General features: G+C 41.5%; 17 protein-coding genes. 1 reads left to right on the top strand and 16 read right to left on the bottom strand.

Annotated elements, in window-relative coordinates; all coding sequences use genetic code 11:
* Positions 1-10: 10 nt before the first annotated feature.
* From ACLN19_RS01410 to ACLN19_RS01390, 5 genes are all read right to left on the bottom strand, one after another.
* Entirely contained in the window at positions 11-898 is an 888-nt protein-coding gene (locus ACLN19_RS01410) for an ABC transporter permease (RefSeq protein ID WP_413382386.1), read from the bottom strand.
* Between the two features lie 17 nt (positions 899-915).
* Positions 916-1,875 carry an oligopeptide ABC transporter permease gene (opp4B, locus tag ACLN19_RS01405; protein WP_413382383.1) on the bottom strand — a complete coding sequence of 320 codons (960 nt, stop codon included), beginning with the start codon at positions 1,873-1,875 and terminating at the stop codon, positions 916-918.
* A gap of 1 nt (position 1,876) precedes the next feature.
* Positions 1,877-2,818 (bottom strand): ATP-binding cassette domain-containing protein, encoded by a 942-nt coding sequence (locus ACLN19_RS01400; protein ID WP_413382380.1) that lies wholly within the window; start codon positions 2,816-2,818, stop codon positions 1,877-1,879.
* 3 nt (positions 2,819-2,821) lie between these two features.
* Complete coding sequence (locus ACLN19_RS01395) at positions 2,822-3,820, bottom strand: ABC transporter ATP-binding protein (protein ID WP_413382377.1); 999 nt, start codon at positions 3,818-3,820, stop codon at positions 2,822-2,824.
* A 101-nt stretch (positions 3,821-3,921) separates the two neighbouring features.
* Positions 3,922-5,697, bottom strand: a complete 1,776-nt coding sequence (locus tag ACLN19_RS01390; RefSeq protein WP_413382375.1) for an ABC transporter substrate-binding protein — start codon at positions 5,695-5,697, stop codon at positions 3,922-3,924.
* Between the two features lie 246 nt (positions 5,698-5,943).
* On the opposite strand from ACLN19_RS01390, the gene pbp3 reads away from it, so the two are divergent.
* Positions 5,944-7,164 carry a D-alanyl-D-alanine carboxypeptidase PBP3 gene (pbp3, locus tag ACLN19_RS01385; RefSeq protein ID WP_413382845.1) on the top strand — a complete coding sequence of 407 codons (1,221 nt, stop codon included), beginning with the start codon at positions 5,944-5,946 and terminating at the stop codon, positions 7,162-7,164.
* Between the two features lie 46 nt (positions 7,165-7,210).
* On the opposite strand, the gene sufB is transcribed toward pbp3, so the two are convergent.
* From sufB to ACLN19_RS01330, 11 genes are all read right to left on the bottom strand, one after another.
* On the bottom strand, positions 7,211-8,629 hold the full coding sequence (sufB, locus tag ACLN19_RS01380; protein WP_413382372.1) for a Fe-S cluster assembly protein SufB: 1,419 nt from the start codon (positions 8,627-8,629) through the stop codon (positions 7,211-7,213).
* 24 nt (positions 8,630-8,653) lie between these two features.
* Positions 8,654-9,091: a Fe-S cluster assembly sulfur transfer protein SufU gene (gene sufU, locus ACLN19_RS01375; RefSeq protein ID WP_413382369.1), complete on the bottom strand. Its 438-nt coding sequence runs from the start codon at positions 9,089-9,091 to the stop codon at positions 8,654-8,656.
* Positions 9,078-10,307, bottom strand: coding sequence for a cysteine desulfurase (locus ACLN19_RS01370; RefSeq protein WP_413382366.1), 1,230 nt, complete (start codon positions 10,305-10,307; stop codon positions 9,078-9,080). The genes sufU and ACLN19_RS01370 overlap by 14 nt, the downstream gene beginning before the upstream one ends.
* 1 nt (position 10,308) lies before the next feature.
* Positions 10,309-11,571 (bottom strand): Fe-S cluster assembly protein SufD, encoded by a 1,263-nt coding sequence (gene sufD, locus ACLN19_RS01365; protein WP_413382363.1) that lies wholly within the window; start codon positions 11,569-11,571, stop codon positions 10,309-10,311.
* A 77-nt stretch (positions 11,572-11,648) separates the two neighbouring features.
* Positions 11,649-12,419, bottom strand: a complete 771-nt coding sequence (gene sufC / locus ACLN19_RS01360; RefSeq protein ID WP_413382360.1) for a Fe-S cluster assembly ATPase SufC — start codon at positions 12,417-12,419, stop codon at positions 11,649-11,651.
* A 173-nt stretch (positions 12,420-12,592) separates the two neighbouring features.
* Positions 12,593-13,732 (bottom strand): glycosyltransferase family 4 protein, encoded by a 1,140-nt coding sequence (locus ACLN19_RS01355; protein ID WP_413382357.1) that lies wholly within the window; start codon positions 13,730-13,732, stop codon positions 12,593-12,595.
* Between the two features lie 3 nt (positions 13,733-13,735).
* Positions 13,736-14,482 carry an adaptor protein MecA gene (gene mecA / locus ACLN19_RS01350; RefSeq protein ID WP_413382354.1) on the bottom strand — a complete coding sequence of 249 codons (747 nt, stop codon included), beginning with the start codon at positions 14,480-14,482 and terminating at the stop codon, positions 13,736-13,738.
* Between the two features lie 137 nt (positions 14,483-14,619).
* Complete coding sequence (locus tag ACLN19_RS01345) at positions 14,620-15,462, bottom strand: undecaprenyl-diphosphate phosphatase (RefSeq protein ID WP_413382351.1); 843 nt, start codon at positions 15,460-15,462, stop codon at positions 14,620-14,622.
* A 76-nt stretch (positions 15,463-15,538) separates the two neighbouring features.
* Positions 15,539-17,434: a DUF2207 family protein gene (locus tag ACLN19_RS01340; protein ID WP_413382348.1), complete on the bottom strand. Its 1,896-nt coding sequence runs from the start codon at positions 17,432-17,434 to the stop codon at positions 15,539-15,541.
* A 70-nt stretch (positions 17,435-17,504) separates the two neighbouring features.
* Positions 17,505-18,221, bottom strand: coding sequence for a YebC/PmpR family DNA-binding transcriptional regulator (locus ACLN19_RS01335; RefSeq protein WP_413382345.1), 717 nt, complete (start codon positions 18,219-18,221; stop codon positions 17,505-17,507).
* A 102-nt stretch (positions 18,222-18,323) separates the two neighbouring features.
* A complete protein-coding gene (locus tag ACLN19_RS01330; protein ID WP_413382342.1) occupies positions 18,324-19,235 on the bottom strand; it encodes a polysaccharide deacetylase family protein in 912 nt (303 codons plus the stop codon).
* Positions 19,236-19,358: the final 123 nt, after the last annotated feature.

Below are 19,358 nucleotides of genomic sequence, written 5' to 3'. Positions count from 1 at the left end.
GATTTTTTGATTAGCCCAGACGTTGCTTTGCATCAGCGACACGCTGGAAGGCTTGTCCGATATAGTTGATGCTAAGCATCATGACAAGGATAAGAATAGCCGCAGGCAACCAAACCCAAGCCTTATTTTGTAAGACATCTTGGTTACGTGCATAAGCAATAAGTGTCCCAAGACTTGGTGAGGTTGACGGAAGCCCAAAGCCAAGATAAGTCAGGGAGGTTTCAATACCGATATTACCCGCAAAATTCAGCGTTAGATTGACAATGACTAGGGAGCTAATATTAGGCAAGATTTCTCTTAGCATAATAACCAAATCACTTGTCCCTAGTGTCTTTGAAGCACTGACATAATCAAGACTAGCCTCAGACAAGACTCGAGTCCTAAAGAGTCTAGCAATTCCTGTCCAATAAAAGGCACTCATAATAAAGATAAAATGATAAACCGTGTAAGAATCAATGATGGTCACAAATACAATAATCAACATCAAAACTGGTAAAATCATGATAAAATCAACGATACGCATCAAAATTCCATCGATACGACCACCATAATAACCTGAAATCAGACCAATGCTTATCCCAATCACACTCAAAATAATGGTAATGGAAAAACCAATCAAAATAGAATTGCGTGCCCCGATAATGACTTGTCCTAAAATATCACGACCATAAGAATCAGTCCCCAGCAGATGACCATTAACTCCAGGAGGTAGATTTTTAGAGATGATATTGACACTCATCACCTGCTCTTGATTTAAAAATAGCGACCCAACAAAAACAATCAGTAAAATCGCTGTTAGGGTAATAAGTGAAAACAAGGCAAGCTTGTCTTTTAAAAATTCTCTGCTAATCACGGCAAAACCTGTTGGCTTTGCTGTTTTTATCTCTTTTGTTTGCATGATGATCTACCTCCTTTCTATTTAATCCTAATACGAGGGTCAACAATACTCATGATAATATCTGATAAAAGCGTTCCTAAAAGCGTCGCTAGACCAAACATCAATAACAAGGCAAGAATGACTGCATAATCACGTTGTGATAGAGACGTCAAAAAGAGCTGACCGATTCCTGGATAGGTAAAAATACTCTCAATAAAGACAGAACCACCGATGAGACCTGTAAGTTCATAGCCCAAAAAAGCGGCAATAGGTAAAAGAGAGTTTCTGAAAATATGGCGATTATAAACCACGCGCTCTGGCACACCTTTTGCTCTAGCTGTACGGACATAATCTTGAGATTTCGCATCAATAATCCCTGTTCTGAGATATTGAATCGTTCCTGTCGTAGATAAAATCGCTAGTGTCATGGCTGGCAGTATCATATGATGGAGCCTACTAAAGACGGCTGAAATGCCTGAGACCCCAACATCAATCGTACCACGTGTTGGAAACCATCCTAAAATATAACCAAACAACCAAAGCATTAAAATAGCAAAGACAAAGGTTGGTGTTGAGTACGTCAAGAAATTATAGAGGGTAATGAGCTTATCTGCCCAGCTATTTTGAAAACGCCCTGCAATCATCCCTAGCGGTAGGGCAATAGCATAAGTCAAAATCAAGGTCAACAGAGACAACCAAATCGTATTATTCAAGCGTTGACCAATAACTGCAATAACAGGCTGCTTAAAGGTAATACTCTGCCCAAAATCACCCTGTAAGATATTTCCCAACCACTTAAAGTATTGGATATAAACAGGATCATAATAACCTGCTTGCACACGCAATTGCTCGATGACTTCCTTACTTATCTTGGGATCTTGCTCAAGCGCTGTATAGGCATCACCAGGCATCAACTTTGAGATGAAAAAGGCGATCATACTCAAAATAATCAGCTGAGGAATCATGAGTAGCAAACGCCTTAAAATCGTTTTCCACATATTACTCTCCTCCCTTCACATCATAGGCAACCTTATGGTGAGCTGTAATCTCCTGCAAGTCAAAAACTCTGCCTGATGTATCAAAATAAGCTGACTGCTGCTCTTTAAAGGCTTTTTCTGTTTCACGTCGTTTTTGTTTATTGGTAAGACGCTCTTTAGGATCTAGGCTTGGTACAGCTGATAACAAGCGCTTGGTGTAGATATGGCGCGGGTCATCATAGATGTCCATTTTGCGACCTGTCTCAACAAACCGTCCACGATACATGATATAAAGCTCATCACACATATGACGAACCACTCCTAAATCATGAGAGATAAAAAGATAGCTAATATTAAATTCCTCTTGAACACGCTTCATATAATTCAAAATTTGCGCTTGAACGGATAAATCCAAGGCAGATACAGGCTCATCAGCAATAATCAAGCGTGGATTGCTAGCTAGTGCTCGTGCGATACCGATACGCTGACGTTGTCCTCCTGAAAATTCGTGAGGATACTTGAGAAGGACTTCCTCCCCCAGTCCAATAGTATCTAGTAAAGACAACACTTTTTGCCTTTCTTCACCTGCTGATAGACGCTCAAAATTACGGATAGGCTCTGCGATAATATCTAAAATACGCTTTTTAGGATTAAAACTTGAGAGCGAATCCTGAAAAATCATCTGAACGTTTTGACTAAAGTGATCGCTATTTTTACGTTGGCGGTTAGTGACATCATTTCCCTCATAAAAAATCTGACCAGAGGTTGCTTTTTCTAATCCGATAATGGTTTTGCCGATAGTTGATTTTCCAGAGCCAGATTCTCCAACCAAACCATAGGTTTTGCCTGCCTCTATACTAAGATCCACACCATCGACAGCATAGACATAGTCTGTCACACGATTGAAAAAACCACTACGAATCGGATAATGAACTTTTAAATCTTTAACTTCAATAAATCCCATCGCTTATTTCTCACTTTCAAAATTAAAAGATTGATAACACAAGCAGCGGACAAAATGTCCCTGCGACACTTCATGTAATCTTGGATTGTCCTCATGGTGATTAGCCGCAACCCATGGAATACGAGGCGCAAAACGACAGCCCTCTCGTTTGATATTGACAATAGAAGGCACTGCTCCTTGAATGACATAGAGCTCTTCGTCTTCACGTCCTGCTTGAGGATTTGATTTTAAAAGTGAGCGTGTGTAAGGATGCTTAGGATTGCTAAATAGCTCATCGACCTCTGCGATTTCCACGATTTCACCAGCATACATGACTGCTACACGGTCAGCCGTCTCTGCCACTACCCCTAAGTCATGTGTAATCAGGATAATACCTGACTTGGTCTCTGTCTGAATATCTTGGAGTAAATCTAAAATCTGTGCTTGAATGGTCACATCTAGCGCTGTTGTCGGCTCGTCAGCAATGATGATAGACGGCTTACATGACAAGGCAATAGCAATACCTATACGCTGTCTCATACCGCCTGAGAGTTCATGAGGGTATTGATCATAGATACGCTTAGGATTTGGGATGCCGACTTGCCCCAATAACTCCAAGACACGCTCCCTACGCTCGCTTGCAGACATGTCCGTATGATAGTATAGTACTTCATCAATCTGACTTCCCACACTCATCAAAGGGTTCAAAGAAGCTAGAGGGTCTTGGAAAATCATACCAATGTCATTACCTCGAAATTGGTTGATAGCCTCCTCTGATAAGTCTAGTAAGTTTTGATTGTTATAGATTATCTCACCTTGTAATTGTGTGTTGTTGGGATTGTGTAAGCCCATGATAGCTGTTGCTAGAGTTGACTTCCCACAGCCAGACTCTCCGACAATCGCCACAATCTCATTTTCCTTAATCGCTAGAGAAACACCATCTACAGCATCATAGAAGTTATCACGTATTCTAAAGCCTACGTGCAAATCCTTGATGTCTAGTAAGATCTTACTCTCCGTCATACATTTATCCTCTCTCCCAGTAAATAGCAAAAGAGGCGAAGGTCCTTATCAAACGTCAGCGTCTGATAAGCCTTTTCACCTCCTTAGCCTTACATTTATGATTATTTATCAGCAATACCTTTATCTTCGACTAGCTCAAGATTTTCAATACGTGCTTTTTCTGAACCAATAGCGGTTTCGTAATATTTCACACGTTTATTGACAACAACACCTTCGCTTATCTCAAAAAGTGGTGCTGCATAAAGCTGCTTGTTAGCATATTCTTGCCACTCAGCATAAGCCTTGATACGATAATCTTCATCCATCGCTTCTGGTGACACGAGCTTAGCAAAGAGTTTATCTTGCTCTTCTGAAGCAAAGCCTGTCTTATTGATCGTGCTTGTAGGACTTGATCCCCAAAGGCCAATCGGTGATGGATCAAAGCCTGTCCCAACAGCTCCTAAGAACATATCAACTTTGGTATCATTTTTTTCGATTTCTTCATAGAAGGCATTCTTCTCCATGGTACGTCCATTGAAGAGTTCTACTTTGACACCGATTTGCTTCCACCACTCGATGTATTGTTGAATCATAGACTCAAAGGCATCTCCACGCTGTGGTGCAGCAAGCGTGAGGGTCAGTTTGTCACCTTTTGGTGTTTCTACATAACCATCATTGTCACTATCTTTGTAGCCTGCTTCTTCTAGTAACTCCTTAGCTTTTTCTGGGTCATATGGGTAACCCTTAGCCTTTTTATCATGCAAATCACCAAAGAAGCTAATCTCTAGTGTTGTGGCAGGAGTCCAAAAGCCGTTATAGACGGTCTGACCTAATTGCTCATTATCAAGAGCATAGGCTAGGGCTTGACGTAAGTTGACATCAGCCACCTTAGCATCTGTCAAACGAACAAACTTGTCATTTTCTACTTTTCCTAGCTTAAAGCCCATATAGTGGAAGGTATTTGACTTGCTGGCTAAGATATCCACATTTGTAAATGTTTGGAATTGATCGTACTGATCACTTGGCATTGATGATACGATATCATAATGACCAGCTTTCACTTCTGATGCGATCGTATCTGTTGATACTAGGTCTTTTTTGACATGCTTGATTTTCGCTTCGCCACGGTAGTAGTATGGGTTTGCCTCATAGACGATAGACTCACCTGGGACGATTTCTTTGATCTTATAAGGTCCCATGCCGACATACTTCTCACGTGCGTACTCACTTTGCTCCCAATCTTTGACAGGAATGTCTTGGAAGATATGCTTTGGAACAGCATACATAGGCAGGTAGCTGACATAAGTCATTGAAGGATTGATATCCTCATACTGTAAGACCACTGTATAGTCATCTTTCTTTTCAATACCTGAAATAGTATCTGTCTTACCGTCATGATAATCTGCCATACCTACAATGCTAGAGAAACCTTCATTATAACGAATACCTGTGTAGTCTTTATCTCCTATCTTTTCAATAGCAAAGATATAGTCATCAATAGTGAAAGGTTGACCGTCTGACCACTTATAGTCTTTGCCTGTCAGACTAACCGTCACTGTCTTTTTATCCTCATCAATAGTAGCTGTTGCAAGCCCTGTATCTGAAATCTGAAGATTTTCATCACTCGTAAACATAAACTCATAGGCATACTCGGCAAGGTCACTATCGACAGAAGCACCTGGAAGCTCAGGCATGACAATACCCACACCACCCGAATCATCCACGACAGCTACATTAAGTGTAGCGTCTTCTTTGACTGTCCCTTCATTGGTGACAGACGTTGGTAATGTATCCTTATTATTTGATGATGACGTTTTTTGATTTGAACATGCTGCTAAAGCAGATACCGCTAACAAGGTAACACCTGCTGTTGCAAGCCATTTAGACTTTTGACTCATAACATCTCTCCCTTTTTCCTAATGATTTCCTGTTAAGCGTACAACTGTAACAATACCTCTATTATACCTTAAAGTTTCCTAAAATAAAAGTATTTTTGACAATATATTCTGAAAATTCGCACATGAAAAGGTGAAAATCTTTGCTACAAAAGTTTTTGACGCTCTTATCAGGAGTCAAATCATTACCCTTTATCCCTCCTATGATATAATAACATCATGATGAAAAGATGTTACTACTTATTACATATGAAGCTACTGATAGTGCTCTCTATCCTTTGGGCAAGCTTTAGTATGCTAAGTGCTAGAGCTGATAGTTTTGATGTCCCTGCTAAGCACGCTATCGCTGTTGAGGTTAGTACAGGAAAGATTCTCTATGAAAAAGAAGCGACTACCCCAGCTGCTGTCGCTTCGACCAGTAAGCTCTTGACTGTCTATCTAGTCTATCAAGCGATCAAAGAAGGGACGCTTTCTTGGGATAGTAAGGTGGACATCTCTGATTATGCCTATCAGCTGACCACTAACCCAGACGTCAGTAATGTCCCCATGCCAGCTAGACAATATAGTGTCAGAGAGCTCGTCGAAGCAAGCCTCATCCCTAGTGCTAATAGCGCAGCTATTGCCCTGGCAGAAAAAATCGCAGGTAGTGAGCCTAAATTTGTCGATATGATGATCAAACAGCTAGAGTCATGGGGTATTACAGATGCTAAGCTGGTCAATGCCTCAGGTCTCAACAATGATATGCTAGGTGAGCATATCTACCCTAATAGTCAAACAAATGATGAAAATCGCATGAGCGCTATGGACCTTGCTATCGTCGCAAGGCATCTCATCACAGACTTTCCAGAAGTCCTAGAGATTACACAGAAAGCTAGCTCAAGCTTTGGTGAGACAAGTATGACCAACTCAAATCTCATGCTTGAGACTATGCCTTATGCTCGACTTGGTGTTGATGGGCTCAAGACTGGTACAACCCAATTAGCTGGCGCTTGCTTTGTCGCCACCACGCTTGAAGAGGATATGCGAGTCATTACGGTCATTCTTGATGCCGACAATGCTGATAGCAATGACGGCGCACGCTTTTCAGCCACCAATGCTCTCTTAGACTATGTCTATCATACCTTTAGCATGAAGACGCTGGTGACAAAGGGGCAAAGCTATCAAGATAGCCGCCTTGAAGTCCTAGATGGCAAATCCTCTTCTGTCACTCTTGTGGCTGACGCTGATTTCAAGGTCGTTGTCCCAAAGAACAATGACAAGGTCACAACCACTATCACACAGGACCAAGAAGCCTACGCACCTATCAAAAAAGGACAAGCACTGGCTAAGTTGGTCTATAAGGACACTGATTTGGTGGGTAGTGGTTATCTAGAAAAAGAACCAAGTATAACACTCTTAGCAAAAGATTCCGTAGAGCCCGCCTTTTTTCTGACGATTTGGTGGCATAAATTGATCCAAGCCTTCACATAACCTTTTAAAAAAAGCACTCATACGAGTGCTTTTTGCTTGCTATTTATTAACCTACTGAACCTTCCATCTCGTAAGCAATCAAGCGATTAAGCTCAACCGCATACTCCATAGGTAGTTCTTTGGTGAAAGGCTCTACAAATCCCATGACAATCATCTCTGTCGCCTCACTCTCAGATAAGCCACGGCTCATGAGATAATACAGTTGTTCTTCTGAGATTTTAGATACTTTAGCCTCATGCTCAAGCGCAACTTGTGAATTATGGATTTCATTGAACGGTATGGTGTCAGAAGCCGATAAGTCATCCATGATAATGGTATCACACTCAATGTGGCTAACTGATTTTTTGGAATTTTTCGCAAAAGTCACCTGTCCACGATAATCCACCTTACCACCGCCTTTAGCAATTGATTTTGAGACGATAGAAGAGCTTGTGTGTGGCGCATTGTGAATCATCTTGGCACCTGTATCTTGATGTTGACCAGTATTGGCAAAGGCGATAGATAACATAGTACCACGCGCACCCTCACCATCTAAAAAGACAGATGGATACTTCATGGTCGTCTTAGCCCCTAAGTTACCATCAATCCACTCAACGGTAGCATTTTTCTTGGCTGTGGCACGTTTTGTCACCAAGTTATAGACATTGTCAGACCAGTTTTGGATGGTCGTATAGCGCATGTACGCCCCCTCAAGAGAGAAAATCTCAACGATAGCCGCATGTAAGCTATTACTTGAGTAAGTCGGAGCTGTACACCCTTCAACATAGTGGACACTCGCACCCTCATCAACAATAATCAAAGTCCTCTCAAACTGACCTGTGTTTTCATTGTTGATACGGAAGTAAGTCTGTAAAGGAATATCAACCTTAACGCCTTTTGGCACATAGATAAAGGTACCGCCAGACCAGACAGCTGAGTTAAGCGCCGCTAGTTTGTTATCCGTTGGAGGCACTAATTTTGCAAAATACTGCTTAAACAAGTCAGGATAGTCTTTCAAAGCTGAGTCTGTATCGGTAAAAATAATCCCTAACTTTTCAAACTCCTCTTTCATATTGTGATAGACAACTTCTGACTCATACTGAGCAGATGCTCCTGCCAAATACGCACGCTCTGCTTCTGGAATACCAATACGCTCAAAGGTTTCCTTGATTTTTTCAGGAACTTCATCCCATGTTCTCGCTGGCTTATCAGATGGTTTTTGATAGTAAATCAAATCATCAAAATCAATGTCAGAAAGATCTGGTCCCCATTCTTGCATCGGCATTTTGTTGAAAACTTCTAAAGATTTCAAACGAAAATCAAGCATCCACTCAGGCTCACCCTTAGCAGCTGACAATTCTCGAACAACCGCTTCGCTAAGTCCCTTACCTGTCGAATACACAGGCTCAACATCATCATGAAAACCAAACTTATACTCACCCAAATCAATAGGCTTTGGTTCTACTTTTTCATTTACTTCAGACATAAGCATCCTTTCTCGATTATTTCACTAATTGTGTTCTTCTCTTTCAATGACTTTTTCTAGCGCATGCCAGCCTAGTGTGGCACATTTTATCCTTTGTGGAAATTTTGCCACACCTGATAACAACCTCGCCTCACCAAGACGAGATTCGTCTCCTGTGGTCTGTCCTTGTACCATCGCTGAAAACACAGCTGACAACGCCTTTGCTTCTTTTCTTGTCTTACCCAAAACAGCATCTGTCATCATACTGGCTGAAGCAGTAGAGATGCTACAGCCCTCTCCAGAAAATGCAATATCTGCAATCTTATCATCTTCAAATCGCACAGACAAACTCAGAACATCCCCGCAAGTAGGGTTATTTAAAACCAGCTGCTCTACACCTTCAAGACTGCCATAGTGATGAGGGTTTTTAGAATGGTCTGAGACGACTGCCATATACAAACTATCTAACTTAGAGAGTGCCATTGAAAAACTCCTTTGTCTTTTCGATTGCCTCAACCAACTTATCACAATCGGCTTTGCTATTGTAGATATAAAGGCTTGCACGCACCGCTGAGGAAATCCCAAGATGATTGATTAGAGGTTGGGCACAGTGATGTCCTGCTCGTAGCGCGACCCCTTCATAATCAAGCGCCGTGGCTACATCATGTGGGTGTAAACCAGCTAGATTAAAAGCAAAGACACCTGTGTGCTCACTTACCTCAGAAGGTCCATATAAGGTCAATCCCTCAATCGCCTGCAACTTAGGCATAAGATAAGCCACCAACTCCTTTTCGTAGCTATAAATAGCTTCCATACCTATCTCACTTAGATAATCAACGGCCGCGCCCAGTGCAATAGCTCCTGCGATATTAGGAGTCCCTGCTTCAAATTTCCACGGTAACTCCGTCCAAGTCGCTGAGTCTTCATAGACAAAATCAATCATCTCCCCACCAAACTCAACAGGTGACATCTGCTCTAGGAGCGCTTCCTTACCATAAAGCACCCCGATACCAGTGGGACCCAGCATTTTATGGCCTGACAGCGCAAAAAAATCACAATCTAAATCACGGACATCAATGGGCATATGAGGAGCTGACTGCGCTCCATCTACCACCATATAGGCACCATAATCATGCGCTTTTTGAGCGATCTCTTTGATAGGATTCACACAACCTAGGACATTTGAGACATGCGCTAGCGCCACAAACTTAGTCTTAGAAGATAGTTTATGATATAAATCTTCTAAGTCAAGCTTGCCATCTTTCAGGTATGCGTAAACCAGCTTTGCACCAGTTGCCTTACAGGCTTCTTGCCAAGGAACGATATTGGAGTGGTGCTCCATAATCGAAATCAACACTTCATCGCCCTCTGACAAGACTTCCTTAGCAAAGGAAGCCACCCAGTTAAGTCCTGTCGTTGTCCCTCGTGTAAAGAGAATCTCTTTACTAGACTTAGCATTTAAAAAGCGTCTCAACTTCTCTCTTGCTGCCTCGTACTGACGCGTAGCTCTCTCAGCCAAAGTATGCACCCCACGGTGAACATTGGCATTGTCAATAAGATAGTAATCCTCAAGCACTTGTACAACTTGCTTAGGCTTTTGAGTTGTTGCAGCATTATCTAGATAGACCAATGGTTCATCATTAACGAACTGGTCTAAAATAGGAAAATCAACCACTCGTTTTGCTAATGAATCAACCATATTATCTCTTTTCTAATTTTGTATCAATGACACTTATCATTTCTTTTTGGACATCCTTGAGCGGAATCTCAACGATAACAGCTCCAAGGAAGCCACGAATCACTAATTGTTCTGCTGTTTTTTGATCAAGTCCTCGACTCATCAAATAATACAAATCATCTGGATCGACCTGTCCGATAGAGGCCGCGTGACCTGCTGTGACGTCATTTTCATCAATCAATAAAATAGGATTGGCGTCACTTCTTGCCTTATCTGATAACATCAAGACACGGCTTTCTTGCTGAGCATCAGCACCTTTAGCTCCTTTGATGATGTGACCAATACCATTAAAAGTCAATGTCCCACGCTCTAGGATAACGCCGTGTTGCAAGATATGTCCTACTGAATTGTGACCGTAATTAGTCACACGTGTATCAATGCCTTGGACTTGTCTGCCTGAAGAGACGGCAATCACTTTAAGGTTAGCGTGACTACCGTGTCCGATCAAATCCGAATCAAAATCGGCAACGACATTACCTTCATTCATGACACCAAGCGCCCAATCAATAACCGCATCACGACTATGACGCCCACGACGGCTGATATAAGTCGTGACATGCTCACCCAAACGATCAATCGCTGAAAACTTGACTTGAGCACCGTCAAGCGCAATCACCTCGACACTGATATTGGCTGATGTCTTTTCTTGACCGTCTCCTAGACTTTGTAAACGCTCAAGATAACTCAATTTACTATTTTTCCCTGCGATAATCAAGATATGCTTATTAAAAGGGACTTTACTTGTACTATCTTGGTAAAAAACACCTTCAACCGCTTGATCAATCTCAACATTATCAGGGACATAAAGGACAGCTGCACTGTTAAAATAAGCTGTATGATACGCTGATAATTTGTCTTCCTTGTAGTCTGTTGCTGTCCCAAAATGCGCCTCAACCACATCTGGAATCACTTCTAGAGCACCTGCTAAGTCTGTAAAGACGACACCTTTGTCTATCAAATCTTGCGGTAGCTGCTCAAGCAAGGTTTGGCTGCCAATCTGAACTAGCTTAGGATTATCTGAAAGCGCGGTAAAATCAGGAACAGTGATAGCTGCTTCATTTTCAGCAATGGTCCCATCACCTAGATTCCAACGATGAAATTTGACACGCTCAATCACAGGATAAGCTAGTGTATCTATAAGGTCATAAGCTGCTAGGCGACGCTCTAATAGCCATGAAGGCTCTGCCTTTTCCTGAGAGAAGTTTACAATAGCTTCTTTTGTCATTATTTCCTCCTTTAGATTTCAAAAAGTCCGTAAAGTGCTAAGAAAGCCCCTGAAATGATCTTCCTAGCCTTACCACGCTAAACTTCTTCTTTGTACTCAAGACCTAACTCTTCGGCGATTTTAGCATACCCTTCACGCTCTAAGCGTGCTGCTAATTCGGCGTCACCTGATAAGACAACACGCCCATCCATCATGACATGAACCACATCTGGTGTGATGTAGTTTAACAAGCGTTGGTAGTGGGTGATAATCATCGCACCAAAACCTTCACCACGCATGGCATTGACCCCTTTTGAGACAACCTTTAGGGCGTCGATATCAAGACCTGAGTCAATTTCATCTAAGAGGGCAAACTTAGGCTCTAACATGAGTAACTGCAAGATTTCATTACGCTTTTTCTCACCACCAGAAAAGCCTTCGTTGAGATAGCGCTCTGCCATTTCCTCTTTCATACCAAGCAGTGCCATTTTCTCATCCAACTTAGTGATAAAGTCAAGTACAGAAATCTTTTCATCATCTTCTTTACCAGCATTCATCGCTGCACGGATAAACTCAGCATTTGTAATACCTGGGATTTCTGATGGGTACTGCATAGCCAAAAATAGTCCCAACTGCGCACGCTCATCTACTTCTAATTCAAGGATATTCTCCCCATCAAAGAGAATCTCACCTTCAGTCACTTCATAGTTGGGATTGCCCATAATAGCGGCAGAAAGGGTTGATTTACCTGTCCCATTAGGTCCCATGATAGCTGCGATTTCACCTGTTTTGAGGGTCAAATTAAGCCCTTTTAAGATTTCCTTGTCTTCGATAGAGACATGGAGATTTTTGATTTCAAGTACAGACATCTATATGCTCCTTTTTTCAAAATACTATTGGCAGACAAGGGGCTACGCCCATTGTTTGTAATGATTATTATAACAGAAAAAAAAACAGCTTTCTATTATCTTGACTGATTTTAAGGCATTTTACTTGACATGATAAAAAGCTTAGAATAAACCTTCTAAGCTTTTAGTGTCTATTAGTCATTTTTATGACGATTACGGTAGACTTTGCTGCCCAACCATTTAAAACCATTAAATAAAGGCGTCCGATTTTCACCCCATATGCCTAGGCCTTCGATAAAAATCTCCAATGTAAAGAGCAAACCAAACATTAGGAGAACCCCACCCCAACGGCTAGAGACATTGAGTAAGAGCGCAATGAGTGAAAAGATAAACGCAATCGCATAGACCATCCATACAGCACCCTTGTGGCTAAATCCCATAGACAAGAGGCGATGGTGCAGATGAAGCTTGTCTGGCTCATAAAATTTCTTACCTGATAAAGTCCGTCGGATAATCGCAACCACGGTATCCAAAATAGGCACTCCCAATATGATGACAGGGGTGATAACTGCGACAGCTGTTGAATTTTTCAAACCTTGAAGCGATAAAACACCAATCATAAAACCAATAAACAGAGCACCTGTATCGCCAAGATAAATCTTAGCAGGGTGATAATTATAAGGGAAAAAACCTGCAATAGCTGACACCATGACCAATATCGTCAAGGTCAGAAAAATATCAACCTGCGGCAAAAAGAAATAAGATACCACAGCCATGGTCAACAGACTGATAATGGATACGCCACTAACCAAACCATCTAACCCATCAATCAGATTGATCGCATTTGTGATAGCGACAATCCACAAAATCGTCAAAAAATAAATCAACAGGGGATTGAAGTTTAACAACGGCCCTCCAAACGGAATTTTAAAGCTGTCAAACCGAAAGTCTGTAAATGCCCACACAATGGTTGCAGCGACCACAATTCCCAGTAATTTCGGTAGAGGTTTCAGCTCAAAAATATCATCTAAATAGCCTGTGACAACAATGACTAGCGCCCCCACAACCACTGGCAAAATGTAGAGTTGGTAAGGCTCGTGCCACCTAGAATAGGCATAATTATCCGAGATAAGAGGCATGATAAAGAACGTTGCTATCACAAAAGTGATGAAAATGGCAAGCCCACCACCACTTGGCATAACAACTTTATTGATTCGACGCGCATTTGGACGATCGACTGCCCCCACCTTAAAGGATAAACGCCTGATAATCGGCGTCAAAAACAATGAGATGAAAAAGGTAACCAATAAAACCCAAAGCAAACTAAATGACATAAGCTATCCCATCTTCACTAACTGTAAGTGTCCAATTGCATCATCTACCATCAGCTTTAAGGCGTGTTCTTGGAGATAAGCACGTGTTTTTCGAGACTGATTAGCATGCTCTAGCATGCGTGCATACATCAGATTGGCATAATGGCTTGGTTGATTTTCTAAACTCAACAATACCGTCATATAATAGCCATCCGGCTCTTTATAAAGTTCTGAGGCTTCTGTCTCAAAGTCAATGGTCTTTACAAAACGAATAACCTGCTCCAAGTCCTCAAAGGAAAAGACATAATGAACATAATCACTAAGGGCTATATCACCATCCGTATCAACTGCTTGAGCACTAGCCTCATCTAACTCGGCCTCCATCATCTGCTCGATTTGCTCTAGCTTCTCATGTGCTGCAGTATCACCTTTAGCTTTCATTGTTTTTTCTAATGTCTTGAAAAAATCATCTGGTGACATCTTAGAAATGTCCCCAAACTCCGCCAAATCTTCAAAATTAAGGTCCTTGTCAATCTCTGACTTAGTCACAAAAACATCGATACGATCTTTTCTTGGGGTGACACGAAAGCTCAACATGCCACTATTTTTAAAATTATCTGGCAAATCCAACTCGTCCATAACCGTATAGAAAAATTCTTCTGTCTTTTCTTGAGGGATTAAAAAATCTTTGAGCTCCATCCCACGATCAGACAAATCTTCCATACTGATTGAAATTTTCAAGGTTGTTTCACTTATTTGTTTCATTTCCATACTAGAATTCCTCATACGGGTTATCATTTAACAAAAAAGTACTATATCAGTCCTTTTTCTCCTTTTATCATTATACAGAAAAACTTGTTATTGTGCAATTGACAGTTAAAAAAACTAGGTCTCTACCTAGTTTTTCATTAGTGCATAAACAGCTTGACTAGACTATAAATAATGATGATACTCCCCAAAACAATACGGTATTTACCAAAGACGGTAAAATCATGTTTTTTCACGTAAGTTGTCAAGAAACGTACAGCGTAAAGACTGACGACAAAAGCGGTAATGCTAGCGACCAACAAAATGAGGATTTGATTAAATCCTAGAGTATTGCCATCAAGGAAAAACTTGACAAACTTAAGCCCACTGTAGCCAAACATAGTCGGAATGGCTAAGAAAAAGGTGAAATCCGTCGCTACCGAACGACTTGTCCCGACAATAATCGCTCCTAAAATAGTCGCCCCTGAACGACTCGTCCCAGGTACGATACTCAAGACCTGAAAGCAACCAATCCAAAAAGCTGTCTTATAAGACATTCGGCTAAGACTCGTCACTTGAGGCTCGATGGTTGCGTTTCGCTTTTCAATCCAAATAAAGGCAATCCCATAAACAATCAAAGCAATAGCAATAGACAGCATAGAGCTAAAATGCGCTTCAAACCAATTATCAAGTGGCACAGCAATCACAATAGAGGGAATACAAGCAATCACTACCTTAAGCCACAACTGCCACGTCAGACGGATATCTCTGGCACTCTTTCCTGGCTGAAAGGGATTAAGGCGCTCAAAGTAGATAATAATAACAGCTATAATAGCCCCAAGCTGGATGACGATATTAAACATCTCCATGAAGCTCTCTGACTGTTTTAAATTCACAAATTCTTGCAATAAAATGAGGTGACCTGTACTAGATACAGGTAGCCATTCGGTAATGCCCTCGACAATACCAAATAAAATCGCTTTTAATAATTCAAGCAGTAACATAATGTCTCCCTAATACGTAATGCCTCCATTATACCACATTGTCCACCTAGCGCCAATCAAAGCTGGGGAAACTTTCCTAAAAAGCGCCACCACCTCCGCCTCCGCCACCTCCAGAAAAGCCACCTTGACCTCCTGAGTGACTCGGCAAGGTAAAATGAGTCGCCGTTGAGATTGCTTGAGAGCTTGCATAGAACTGTCTGGTCCCATACGCTAAGTGTCTAGAAAGATAAGTAAAATCATCAAAGGATAAAGCCATAGGCAGGTCTATTCCTCTTATTTTCAAGGCTTTTTCCACCTCATCACCATAACCAAATAAAGTCGCATACACCAACAGCCTATTCCAGATGACAATGCTCTCTAGCTCTGCACGCTCAAAGTTGCCTATGTCTCTTAGCATATTGCTAAAACTACGCCATTGATACAAACGCTCTCTGCCCTCTTTTGTCACTACCCCCTCATCGTATCGTTTCTTAACTAACCAGAAAAGCCCCAGACTAAGTAGTGCTCCAAGACTTGTCAATCCCAGATACATCGCCTGCAAATAAGACTCCTCACTACTTGAAAAGACATAGACACAGGTGATGACACTAGCACAGCTCATGGCAAAAATCCCTAGCAGACTACTACTCATCACAAGTATCGCTGATAAGCTTAGTGGATGGTAAACAGGCGGATAGAACCCTTGCTTGATTTCCTTTTGAATAGAGCGCTCTAGATTTGCCTGCCTTGTCGATAACAACTGACGTTTGCCTTTAGCACTTTGTCGCACCCTACGCCTTAGCGCTTCACCTTTATAGCGCTTCTTAAGAACCTTCAGCTCTTTTTCAAAATCATACTGATAATCTGAAAATAAGTCTTCTAACAAGCAGCTCTTTCTCTCTCCAAACATCAAGTCAATCACGTCACGATCAGAGCCAGTCGCAGCTTCTAGATGGACAATACTCAGACACTTAGCCTCACCATCATAGGTGATGATTTGACGATCGATTAAGTCTAAAAGTGTCGCCCTCACCAGATTATCAAAGGTGACTTGACTTGTCTTTTTAGACATATCAGACAGTGTCACCCCATAAAGATTATCAGCAAGAAGTAACGGAGACAAGTCCTCAGGTGGCTCATAAAGTCTAGCCTTTTTATTAAAATGGCTGAAACGATTGAGCCGATAAAGGTAAAAGAACAGAGCGAAACTAAGCGTCACTATACCCACCAAAAGCCACACTGATAGCTTACTGCCATAAAAAGTCACTTGCTTTTGATAATACCTCAAAATCTTAGACTCTGTCTCTAAGATAGCCTCTTTTTGCTTACTTGTCTTCTTCCTTATCCCTAAAAAGTAGTTGCTGTCGATATAACCGTGTAATTCCAGTGCGCCATCAACATTATCTGCCTCAAGCACTAAGGCGTTGTCATCTTTACTAGCTTGTAAAGGCGCATAAAGCCCACCTCTGTGCCCCCAAAGAGCGCTGTCAGACGTCGCATCATCTGTGCTAACGACAAAACGCACGTGTCCTAACGTCTCATCCCAATCACTAATCGGTAGCCAATTAAGCTCTGCGACATCGTCATAAACGCTCAGCAACTGCTTGAGATGCCAGACCACTCGCACCGTCACACGATCATCCTCTTGCCCTGCATTATAAACCTTGAGCGAATAACCATCTCCCAAATCTTTTATCTCAGAGGTTATTTCAGGCGTTAAGGTTTGATTGTGACGCTTAGTAGCTACGCTAATCTGCGGAGAATCATCTATACTAAAACCATCAGGCATTTTCTGATTACCTAGCGTTATGATTTGCCCATTGTAATCACTCTCAAATTGATAGGTTATCTCCTGTGTAAAATCCGCAGTATTATCCTTATGAATCACAAGATTTGCTTGATAATTAGGAATCGTATAAGAGACATCCGCCAAAACAGTCGGCGACACCAATAACGTCAAGATAAAAAGTACAAGCCCCAGACACTTTTTCATACCCAACCTCCTTTTTGGTTATTGTATCAAAAAAAGCCAAACCTAAGCAGGTTTGACTGTCAAAAATGTCTTACATATCAGCAACATTGTGATAGACTTTTTGAACATCATCATCTGCCTCAAGGGCATCAATCAATTTTTCAAATGTCTCAAGGTCCTCACCTTCAAGCGTTACTTCTGATTGAGGAATCATCTCAAGCTCTGTCACTTGAAATTCTTCAACACCATTAGCGCGTAGTGCTTCAATCCCCTTGTGAAGATCAGTCGGTGCTGTATAAACAGTGATTGTCCCTTCTTCTGCTTCGACATCATCCACATCAACATCTGCTTCTAATAATTGCTCAAAAACAGCATCTGCATCATCGCCTTTAAAGACAATGACACCTTTTTTATCAAACAAGTAAGCAACAGAACCAGAAGCACCCATGTTACCGCCATTTTTACCGTAAGCTGTACGGACATTGGCTGCAGTACGGTTGACATTTGAGGTCAATGTATCAACGATAATCATCGAACCATTAGGTCCAAAACCTTCGTAGCGACCTTCAACAAATGTCTCGTCTGTATTTCCCTTAGCCTTGTCGATAGCCTTATCAATTACATGCTTTGGTACCTGCGCTTGCTTTGCGCGCTCCAAGACAAATTTTAAGGCAGAATTTGACTCAGGATCTGGTTCTCCTTGTTTTGCAGCAACATAAATCTCAACACCAAACTTGGCATAGATTTTTGAGTTAGCGCCATCTTTGGCAGTTTTTTTGGCAACAATATTGGCCCATTTGCGTCCCATAATGGTCTCCTTTTCGTCTAATCTAGTGGCAAAATAGCTTGCCAGCACAATCTCCCTTATTATAGCACTTTTATGGCTAATTGTTAATGCTTTTATACAAAACTACTGATGATCTCCCATCGCTAGTAATAAATCGTCTGCAGTCATACCAGGCAATACTCTGACACGATCAAGACTTAAAAGACCATCTGCCTTTTCGGCCAGACCTTCATTAGTCGTAACGGCTAGCTTATAGATATCGCTAGCATTTGCTTCGGTAAGCTGATTGTAGCGACCAGACGGATACGCTAAGGCAATAGTCTCTTGAGCCAATACATCATCAAGGTAAGCTTTACTTTCTGTCATTTCTTGGGCCTGGGTGAGACTATCTTTGCTTGAGAGATCGGGGTGATTTTGAGTATGCGACTGAAAAGACATCCCATGCTCCTTCATCTCACGCATCTGCTCCACAGTTACATTACTTGCTCTTTCTTCTTCTACAAATCCTGTGATGATATTATTGGTAGCTTTAACACCATACTCTTTTAAAATAGGATAAGCTTGAGTGTAAAAATCCGCATTGCCATCATCAAAAGTCAGCCAAACGACCTTATCCACACCTGTGGGCAGGCTATTTTCCTCTAGAGCCTTATAAGCTTCCTCAGGCGTCAAAAAATAATACCCCTCATCTTTTAAACGCTTGATGTGACTATCAAAAACCGCTGGATCAACAATTAAATTGGCACTAGCTACCTCTGAAGGATCCATGACATGAATGGCATGATACATCAAAATGGGAATCTGTACAGGATCAGACTTTCTCTCCCAGCTCATCTCTTTTGCCTTTGCTTGAGAGGATTGGGATGTGCTCGTCTTTACACTTGTCTTAGCAGTTGACACTGACTTTTTCAGTTGCCCTGCATGAGTTAAAAGATAAGCTTGAAAGACCAGACACCCCAAAAGGACTAACCCTAAAATAATCACAATGGGCTTGTTTTTTTTAGATTTTTGTTGATGTCTATGATGCGTTGACATATTGTCCTCCATAAGTAAGTCGTTTATTCTATTGTATCATCATTCCTTGTTTCTGACTAGCTCTTGTAAACCGTAACATAACCTCAAAAGAAAAATGAGCTAGACGCCCATTTTCCCTTTAAT

This window comes from Streptococcus lishijunsis, assembly GCF_047290665.1.
Classification (GTDB): domain Bacteria; phylum Bacillota; class Bacilli; order Lactobacillales; family Streptococcaceae; genus Streptococcus.
This window is presented reverse-complemented; position numbering and strand designations above follow the sequence as displayed.